Source organism: Actinoplanes sp. NPDC049802, from assembly GCF_040656595.1.
Classification (GTDB): domain Bacteria; phylum Actinomycetota; class Actinomycetes; order Mycobacteriales; family Micromonosporaceae; genus Actinoplanes.
In genome coordinates this window covers 268,649-278,275 of the sequence record NZ_JBFAMR010000002.1, presented here as the reverse complement: position 1 = coordinate 278,275, position 9,627 = coordinate 268,649, and the positions used below count along the sequence as shown (strand labels likewise).

7 protein-coding genes are annotated in these 9,627 nt (G+C 67.8%); all 7 read right to left on the bottom strand.

Features of this window, described 5'->3' with window-relative positions:
- Window positions 1-232: 232 nt before the first annotated feature.
- Window positions 233-562, bottom strand: coding sequence for a NifB/NifX family molybdenum-iron cluster-binding protein (locus AB0I88_RS02640; RefSeq protein ID WP_361017527.1), 330 nt, complete (start codon window positions 560-562; stop codon window positions 233-235).
- Between the two features lie 90 nt (window positions 563-652).
- Window positions 653-1,117 carry a rhodanese-like domain-containing protein gene (locus AB0I88_RS02635; protein WP_361017525.1) on the bottom strand — a complete coding sequence of 155 codons (465 nt, stop codon included), beginning with the start codon at window positions 1,115-1,117 and terminating at the stop codon, window positions 653-655.
- Window positions 1,118-1,272: 155 nt separating this feature from the next.
- Entirely contained in the window at window positions 1,273-3,018 is a 1,746-nt protein-coding gene (locus AB0I88_RS02630; protein WP_361017538.1) for an ATP-binding protein, read from the bottom strand.
- 188 nt (window positions 3,019-3,206) lie between these two features.
- Window positions 3,207-3,641 (bottom strand): hypothetical protein, encoded by a 435-nt coding sequence (locus tag AB0I88_RS02625; protein ID WP_361017523.1) that lies wholly within the window; start codon window positions 3,639-3,641, stop codon window positions 3,207-3,209.
- A gap of 63 nt (window positions 3,642-3,704) precedes the next feature.
- On the bottom strand, window positions 3,705-5,222 hold the full coding sequence (locus AB0I88_RS02620) for a phospholipase D-like domain-containing protein (protein WP_361017521.1): 1,518 nt from the start codon (window positions 5,220-5,222) through the stop codon (window positions 3,705-3,707).
- A complete protein-coding gene (locus AB0I88_RS02615; RefSeq protein WP_361017519.1) occupies window positions 5,215-6,387 on the bottom strand; it encodes a hypothetical protein in 1,173 nt (390 codons plus the stop codon). The genes AB0I88_RS02620 and AB0I88_RS02615 overlap by 8 nt, the downstream gene beginning before the upstream one ends.
- On the bottom strand, window positions 6,384-9,089 hold the full coding sequence (locus AB0I88_RS02610; protein WP_361017535.1) for an AAA domain-containing protein: 2,706 nt from the start codon (window positions 9,087-9,089) through the stop codon (window positions 6,384-6,386). The genes AB0I88_RS02615 and AB0I88_RS02610 overlap by 4 nt, the downstream gene beginning before the upstream one ends.
- Window positions 9,090-9,627: the final 538 nt, after the last annotated feature.

The following is a 9,627-nucleotide window of genomic DNA, read 5'->3' as shown; positions in this document are numbered from 1 at the left end:
TCAAACGGATGCAGTACCGGCCCACCCTCGCCTTCGGGTTCCTCGCCACCAGCGGACTGGCACCACCCTGACCCTGACCCCAAAAGCTCAGTAAATGCCTGCAAGTCATCTTCAACGACCAGTGGGCGCACGTGCAGTTCGCCAACCGCGACCTGGCCGAACTGGAACAGGAGTATGCGTGACGTCAGGTCGATTGCTACGCCGTCCGCATACTAGCCAGGGGCTCCGGTGCTCAGGACAGAGTGCCGCCGACCGCCGAGCGGGCGTCACCGGCCGCGTCCAGCACCACCCGCAAACCCATCTTCCGCAGCGTGTTCTGCATCGGCGCTCCCATGTGGGCCGCCACCACCATCTCGATCTCATGCGTACGCAGGAAGCGCACGACCCGCGCGTGATGCGAACCCTCGGTGCCCTCGTCGTGCAACCGATCCCAGCCCACATCGAACACCTGCCACCGCTGAATCCCATCGTCACCGGCCTCCACGACGGCCACCCGCTGCGCCCGGCCCCATCGCGGGTCGACCTGCTCCTGCTCGGTGACCGGAACACAGACTTTGATCATGCGAATCTCCTTCTCCTTGCCGAGATCGATACGAATTCCGCCGCGGACACCAGAACCGCCTGGCGGAGGCCGGCTCAGGCGGAGGCCGGCTCAGCCTGTGGTGAGGGCGCGGCCGGACGCCGTCCACGCCGTCACGCCGCCATCGAGGTCGATCACCTCGGTGACGCCGGCGGCGTGCAGTTGCTCGGCGGCGACCCCGGACCGGCGACCGGTACGGCAGTAGACGGCGTACGACTTGGACCTGTCCAACTCGGCGACACGGGTGGCGAAGTCGGCCGCCTCCACGTCCAGATTGATCGCCCCGGCCAGATGCCCGCCGGCGAACTCCTCCGCGGTACGGACGTCCAGCAGCACGATTCCCGGCCGTGCGATCGCGGTGGCGAAGTCCGCCGGGCTCACACGCCCCTGAGCGTTGTCAGCAACGGTGGCCGGGGCGGAGACACCGGTGGGCGCGGCCCGTTCCGGTTGCGCTTCATCCGTGGAGCATCCCGTGGCGAGAAGGACGGCAGCCACAAGGGCCACCCCGCCACTCATCGAGCGACGAAAATTGATCATGGCCGCACGCTATCCGGCGGCGGCGACGACCGATCAGAGCCGACCGGCCCGTTGCCCGGCCCGTGCGAGCACACTCGCGCCGACGGAGACCTGCCCCTTTCGGCCGGCGGCACCTCGCACCCCGACGGCAAGACCTGGGCCCTGCACGCCAACGTTCACCCTCGTTCAACGTCCGTAGCGATCCGGCGGTACTTGGTGTGCCTGCTCGCGGTCGACTCTTCTGTCGCCTCCACGCGGCCTTCCCGGCGCAGGACCGTCAGCCAGCGGCGTACGGTCTGGTCGGACAGTCCGGTTCGCTGGGCGAGGTCAGCTCGGGAAGCTGTCGTGTTGCCGAGAGCCTCAAGAATCTCCGCACGTCGGTCCGCCGGCGAGTGGCGGTGTGCGCGGTCCTGGGGTACGCGTACGCCGGGCCTGAGTTGCTGCGCCAAGCCGTATCGAGCCCACCTGCGGGTCCCCACCTGTTCGACCAGCCGACGGGCGACGAGATTCCGCAGTTCGGCGGTGGCCTTGCGGGAGTCGACACCGGTCAGCTTCCGGTACCTGGTGTTGTCGAGGACGGCGTCGCCGTACATCAGGCCGAGGGCCATGCACTGGCTGTCGGTGAGCCCGTCCTGGCCGAGGCTTCCGATCCACTGGACGACGTCGTCGTTGAGCAGGGTGTGATTGGGGAAGGTGACGACGAAGGACGAGATGCGGTCGTCGAAGGCGGGGGCGCTCATGCCGGCCCGGCGCAGCGAGTTCAGCATCGCCCGGATCCCCGATCCCCTGTTCTCGCAGACCGTCCGGTCCTCGCCGGGGATCGGCACGTCTTCGAGGATGCGCAGCAGGGACGCGTTGCGGGACGAGGTGGCGCCTTCTTCGCCGAGGTTCTCCAAGGTGACCGGTCCGAAAAGCCCACCTGGGTTACGAATGACCAGGCGGTTGGGGAACATCTCGACTTGGACCTGAGCGCCGCGGGAGGCTGCGGAGAGGTCGCGGTGGACCAGCGCGTTGACCACGGCTTCGCGTAACGCGGTATCGGGGTACTCCCAGATGTCCTGCCGACCGGCTCCGGTGGTGATCGAGCGACGGGACATGTTGCGGCGCAGCGCAGTGAGCGCATCGCGGACCATGACCGGTATCGGTCCCTCGATGGCGACGCTGTCGAGGAAACGAATGCCGCTTCGTTCGTCGGGTCCGTCGTCGGTAGGGTAGTGCACGATAGTGAGCATGAGCTGGGGAAAGTGCTCCTGAGGATAACTTCCCAGGGCGAGCAGTCCACCGATCGAGACCTCGTCGGTGCCAGCGGTGAGGATCTTCGTGCGGCGCAGGATCTCCTCTGTGCTCAGGTCCCGGTAGGCGTAGGGGCGGCTGTTGCGCAGCCGGAGGATCATGGCGGAGACCAGGTGCGGGTCGAGGGCGTCCGGGCCGATTCCGGGTACCGGTTCGAGGTCGTCTCTCGGCTGCCCTCTGGCGGACAGCATCATCTGTACTTCGTAGCTGGACAGTTGCCGGTCGCCGTCGTGGACGCGGGTGTAGGCGCCTTTGGTGAGGCCCGCGCCGCGGTAGTAGCAGGGCTTCTGCTCGCGGGGAAGCTCGGGGATCTCCGCGACGAGCAGTTGAACGCCCTCGAAGGGGAGGATCTGGATGTGCGGACGCAGCGGTGGATCCATGTCGGTGCTGCATAGCGAGGCCAGGTCGGCGGCCATCTTGGCCGGGTCGCCGAGCCTCGCCGGGGCGAAGCCTGCTGTCTCGTCGAGACCGAGCACGAGGATTCCGCCACGGGTGTTGGAGAAGGCCGACAGAGTTTCCCGCAGGCTCTTCGGAAGCCCGCCGACGGCCTCCTTGACCTCGATGTCGGTGACGTCGCTGCCAAGCATTCGCAGGTTTTCAACGATCTCGACCAGTTCGTCGGCGTTCATCGTGGCCACATCCTGCTAATCTACCTGCTCATCACCTGATTAGCAGGTAGATTAGCAGGATGTGACGCTTGCCGGCTCTGTGCCCTGGTCGAACGGCTGTGGCCGGCTGGCGCCCTTCGTGATCAAGGTCGATCTCGCGCCGATCTGGGTCGTTTCCCTGACCAGTTCATCGTGGTTCAACGTCCGCGCTATCGAGCCCGGTTTCGGTCGGACATTGCCGACGCTGCAACGGCGGCCGATCCCACGCCCAAGGCGGTGCTGAACCCGAAGAGGAGACAGAAGACGATGGTCGAGCCGCGGAACGCATCCTGGCTGAGCCCCAATGCGATGATCACCGCGACCACGATCAGCGTCAAGAGCAGGACGCCGACTGCCGTTCGTACGCCTGCCCGGGCGAGTCGCTGCCGGGCCGTACCCCGCCGTACCGCCCACCCGAAGGCGATGATGAAGGCGAGAAGTGCCTGCACGATGAAGGAGGCCAGCCACACCGAGCCCGCTGCCGACTCCCAGGCAGGATTGTGCGCGGTGCCGGCGGTCGATCGTGCGACGTCGAACGCTGTGGCCGACAGTGCCGCCATCGCCAGGTGAAACGGCCCGAGCAGGCAAGCCACAACGGCTGCCACAGCCGGCCGAAACCTAACCCGTACCAAAACGACTCCTCGCGATCAGGCGGTGAGTGTGGACGATCATTGGTCGTCTTCCGCCCTGACCAGTACGGCGGGGCAGCAGCCGCGGGGGCCGATTCCGGGACTGGAGGTTGCCCTGTACCAGCTCTCGAGCCGCGCCGTGGCGCTCGTGGAGCTCGCCTCGACGACGAGGCGATAGCCTCCCTGAACAACGGGAATCAGCGTTACCGCAAGGTTGGCCAGATAGAGGCGCAGTTCTGGCGACTCCTCCCAGAGGACCGGTCCGGTCATGGCGCTCTCGGTCAGACGATGCCAGGTCGAGTCGTCGGTTTGGACAACGAGGCGCTGTCCGTGCGGCCAGGGCCGCTGCCATCGGGCGGCGAGACCTCTGTCCAGTTCGGCTTGCGTCGGATGCGGTACGAACCGCATGTCCGCATTTGTCATGGCGTGGTCGAAGAACCGCTCGGCCTCGGCCAGGGCCGAGCTCTCATCCAGTCTGACCCCCACTTCGACGCCGTCGAACAAGCCGTGTTGGGCGTCGAAGTTTGCGGAGAACAGCGCGCCGTACCGGCTGTCGGCGATGACACCCTTGGCGTGGGTGAGTGAGTCCGCGTACACGGTGACACCGAGCGCGGCGAGCGCTGCGGTATCAGCCCGGTGGGCCGCGACGTTGTTCCGGGACCGGACCAACAGGCGTACGTCGAGGTCGTGGTTCGTCATTGCGATGCGCAGCGGGTCCAGCAGCAGATCGGGACGGTCACGGATGCCGGTCAGGCTGAACGTGGCGAGTACGAGTTCTCGGCGCGCCCGGCCGATGACGTCGTGCAGCGCGGCGAGGATGCTGTACTCACGGTGATCGCCGTCGGTCCAGATCACTCCCGGCCCCTCGGCCGGCGGCGGCACGGCGACCGGGCACGGCACCGGTTTGCGATGGTGAAGAGCATATTCCTCGCCGGGGAGTGCCTCCCATGTGCAGCCCGCATACCACAGCCGGGTGAAGAACCGGGACAGCCTGTCGACCTCGGCCTTGTCGGTGACGACGACACCGTTTTCGCCGGTGGCGCCGCGCCCCGGCCGGTCGGCGAGCGCGCTCGTCTCCAGATTGGCGCTGGAGACGAGCGCCGCGTCGTCGTCCACGACGAGAAATTTGGCATGGCACTGTTCGTGTCCGCGCAGGGCGATACCGCGGCGGGTCAGTTCGTCGAACCTCTTGTTCTGGGCCTGAAGGTCCACTCCGTCCATGTCCTCGGCCCCGGCAAGGTCACGCCGCAGGGTGGTCTCGGTCCAGGATGTGATGATGTAGACGCCGCCGCACAACCGGTTCGCTGCCTCGAACAGCGCGTTCAGCAAATCGTGGTCGCCGATGCGGTAGCTCGCCATGAAGATCCTGTGCCGGGCGCTTTTGATCAGGTCGATCGCCGCGTGCTTGAGCAAGTTCTCCGACTCCCGGTAGGTGAACCGGTGCCGATAGACCGGGTCTTCGGCGCCGCCCGCGGTGAAGGGTGTGAAAGACGCCCCGGTGCGTAGGTAGAAGCCGTCGGGCGACCGGAGAGCCCCCAGGTCGAGCTCGTCAGCCATGGCGGAAGTCCTCCGCCTCGCGCAGGGCGTAGACCAGGCCGGGATAGCCGAGCCGCCATGCGCGCTGCCAGGCGGCCGGGGTCCTCGGCACGTCCACCGGATGGGCTCGCGGCTGTGCCGCGGCGGTGAGCAGCCGGTCGAATGCGATGAGGCGCCGGGCGGCATCGTCGGCGGCGGCCAACTCGAGCGTCGCCTCGACCATGGCGTCCTCATCCGTGATGGTGACACCGAGGGGCAGCGCAAGATTGCGTCCTTGGTCCGCGAGGCGCTGCGCGGCTTCGGCCGGGACAGAGCAGATCCAGCGCCCCGGTGCGGTGCGGTCGGCGGCGGGTACGGGGTAGCCGTCGCATCCCATGACGGTGTTCCAGAGGTGTGTGCGGGCATCCGGGGCGTCGAGCAGATTCGCCACTGTGAGCCAGCGTTCGGCCAGTCCCTTCGCTCCCGGCAGAGCCACCGTCGCAGGCTGCTGCCCGGCGCCGCCATAGGTGATCGAGGGGATGTACCGGCCGCTGGCGTCGCGGCGAAGCTCACCACGGCACCGGTACGCCGGGCACCTCCCGTCCTCCGGCAGGCGAGGTGACTCGCCCGGGAGCCAGGCCACATCGGTGACATCATCCGAGAGGCCGGCGATCGAGCCGGCCTGCAACCGAGCTTGCAAGTATTCGGCGAAACCCGCCCCGGCGAGATCGGCGGGTAGCGGAGCGTTGCCGGCGGATCGGGGGCGTAGCCGGTCGAGTTCGCGTAGTCCCGACGAGCGCGGGTCCAGGGCGATCAGATCCCCGGTTCGGGGCAGGAACACGATGTCCGTGTCCACAGGCCGCCGTTCATACAGCACCCGGGTCTGTGCCGCCTTCTCCGCCGCGAGGAACCGGGGGACGAAGCCGCCGTCGGCGCGGTGCAGGATCCGCGATGACACCAGACGACGGGCCGCCGCCGGCAGCAGCTCGCGTGGCAACCCGGTGATTGCCACGAACTCCTCGCCGTCGGCTCGTCCGGTCGTCAGCGCCAGATCGAGGACGAACTGTTCCATGGGTGTCATCGACATCGGCAGCGTGCGGTGCATCGGTACGCCACGCCACCACAGCATGGGCACGAGGACCTCGGGTAGGACGACGATGCCGGGCCGGGCTGCGACAGCGTGGTCGCTGATGCGAACGACGGTCACTGGACGCCCTTCGCGATCCCAAAATCGGGATTCTCGGAGAGCAGGTGGAACAGGTTGCGGTAGAACTCCTCAGCTTCGGGTACGCCGTTGAGCCGGCGAAGAGTCGGCTGGTGACCGACCAGGATCAGCCCGGATCTGGCCCTGGTGCAGGCCACGTTGAGCCGGCGAACGTCCTGCAGCCAGCGTCCGTACCGGGCGGAGGGCCTGCCTTGCCCGAGAAACGTGCGGCAGAAGGAGAGGAACACCAGGTCACTCTCCTGCCCCTGGATCTTGTCGATCGCATCGATGACGTTGAAGGACAGTACCCGGAAGTCGGGATACCCGGGCCAGCCGAGCCGGCGCCGGATCTCGGCTGCCTGCCCGCGATAGAACGTCAGGACGCTGACCGTGACGGGGGCGCTGCCGGAGCGGCGCAGGCGCTTATCCCAGGACAGGCACATCCGGGCGATGCACTCGGCCTCCTTGTCGTTGACGAAGCCGTTGCCGGAGAGCCGTTCGGCAGCTTTGTCGCCGTACACGGAGGTGTCCACGAAGACGACCGGCGTATTGGTTCCGCCATAGGGCAGTGGTGGAACGTCCGCGGGTTCGGGGGAGAGGTAGTCACCGCCGTAGACCGGCCCGGCCACGATCTCGGCGATCGGCGCGATCATGCGGCGTTGCACGCGCAGGCGGTGGCGCAGTGCGGGCGGTGCCGCGACGACCGAGCGCTCGAACTGGCTGAGCACGAGATGGTCGCGCATCGCCGACAGCAGGGTCCGTTCCGGGTCATCACCTAGGCCGCGCAGCCGGCTCCAGACATCGGTGAACCGGGGACGGTATTCGCGCTGCCACGTGCCGTCGCCGTCCAGTTGTTCGGCCCGGCGCAGCACCGTCTCGGTCCGGAACTGATGGATCTCCTCATCCTCGGTCCACAGCCGGCCGAGTTGCCGGACCGCCGCCGGCAGATCGGTGGCCTTCCCCAGGGCGACCTGGTGCAGCGCGGACAGGGCGTGCAGGTGATGCTCGTCGGCCGGTTCGACATACGGGGGAAGCTGGTGCTCGTCGCCGACCAGCACCCAGCGGCGGGCGCGTACCGCGCCGATCAGGAATTCGCTGTCGACGACCCGGCTCGCCTCGTCGACGATCAGCGTGTCGAAGTCGGAGTCGCCCAGGTCTCGGTTGATCCCGGTCGTGGTGCAGCAGATCAGGTTAGCTGTGCGCCTGAGGTCTTCGGCTATCTGTTCAGCGAACGTTTCCGGTGTTGCGGCCGCTGCACCGCTCAAATCGAACCAGCGTTGTTCCAGCTCGATACGGTGCTGGAGCTGCCGGATCTGTGCATCCAGTTTCTCGTGCAGCCTGGCGAGGTCGCTGTCGGCGCGCGGCCCGATCACGATTGCCAGACGGGCGCCGGCGTCGGCCACCGCGGCTTTTCCGGCGTCGGCCTCCTCCCGTCGACGCTCGATGGTTCGCTGATGGGCGGGCTCGCCGTGCCAGCGTTCGTTCTCAGCGTCGGCCAGCTGTGCTGCCGTCGTGGCGTGCCGTGCCGTCCACTGCCGTTGAGCCTCGATGTTGTGCCGGCGTTTAGCCTCGGCGTCACGGTAGTCCGCGGTCAGCCGGGCCACGGCATCGGTGGCACCGAGAACGTTCTGGACGCCTGACAGCGACCGCCTCCACCATGGCACCGCGTCGAGTTGCCGCCGCAGTGACCTTGCCGCCGTCGCTATCGTCTCGGACTCCGCAGTGAGGGTCGACAGCCGTTGTTCGGCTTCCGTGGTGTCGGTTCGCAATCGAGCCAGGCTCGCTGTGAGCCGGCTACGCCACTGTCCATAGGTGTCCTCGGCCGCCTGCAACTGGGCGGTGATCGTGCGGTGGTGGGCGGTTGCGGCGATGTATTCCTCGATCGCGGTGCAACGGCGCCGGAGTTGCTCGATCTCCGTGCGCCATCGGTCCGCCTGTGAGGTGGCGGGTCTTCTCGCCTGCCTCAGGTATGTGTGGGTGACCTGCTCGGGAAGGAACCGGCGCAGGTCCTCCGCGACGCGTGACTCGTCCCACGAGATTCGCAGGGCCAGGATGCCGGGCTCATCGGCCACACGTCGAAGAACCTCGTCCACGGCGACATGCATCGGAGCGAGCAGCAGAACCCGCTCGCCGCGCGCGGTCAGCTGACGAACCACCTCGGTGATGACCGTGGTCTTGCCGGTGCCCGGCGGGCCCTGGACGTGGAAGGTGTGCGGGCTGCCGACAGCGCCGTCCACCGCGGCCCGCTGGTCGGTGGTGAGCTGCTGGTCGAAGTAGTGCTGCAGCGCCGGTATCTCCGGCGCCGGTAGCCGGTCCGGAGTATGCAGCAGCAGTGCCAGGTGCTCCCAGTTCCCTTCGACCTGTTCGTCGAGAAACCGTCGCAGAGCCAGACTGTGCTTGCTCAGAGCGAAGCGGCCCTGCTGCTCGAGGTGCAACTGGGTGCCTGCGGGTAGCGGTGTGCCGGCATGCTCGAGCGCGAGCGATGGACCGTCACCGCCGGCGTTGCGGGAGAGGATGCGCAGGCTCGCCGGGCGTTCCAGGGCGGGCCCGTCGATCGCGACGTTTCGTCCCTCCGCGAACTCCGCCGGGGTGTCGAGCCGTACCCGGATCGCGGGGCGCCCCGCAACGATCTCCTCGCCGACCACTATCGCCCCGGCGTGCACCGCACCTTCGAGCGCGCTGCGTTGTTCCAGCAGTTGATGCATCAGTTCCAGCGGCTGATACCGGCGGCGGAGCGCGGCGTGCAGGTCGGTGCGAGGGCATGCGGCCATCGAGGTGCCCGACAGACCTCTGCTGGCACTGTCCAGCGCCGCCCGCCTTCGTTGCACGACCCGTAGCCCTTCGCGGAAGAGTCGCGCCAACTCGGCGAGGTCGCAGATCTGCTCTTCGCGGTACACGGCCAGTCGGACGCTCCGAGGCCGTACGCGCTCGATGCGGCCGGGCCCACGCGCTCGCCGCACCGCGGTGATGGCCGCCTGCGGCACCTCGGTGGTGCGAGCCGTCCGGTGCCGGGCGTCGACTTCGAACCGGGTGCCTCGCAGTCGGCAGAACCAGTCGTTTCCTCTCGTGATCGATTCGATCCACATGCCGTCGGCGAGATCGTCGGCGACCTCGGTGTTCGTGAAGTCGGCGAGCCACCGTGCGTTCCGCGGGAACGACAGGCACACGTCGGTCAGTTCGGCGAGACACGGCGCGAATGTCTCCGGGTCGGTGACGCGGCAGTACTCCTCGGCCCAGGAGCCC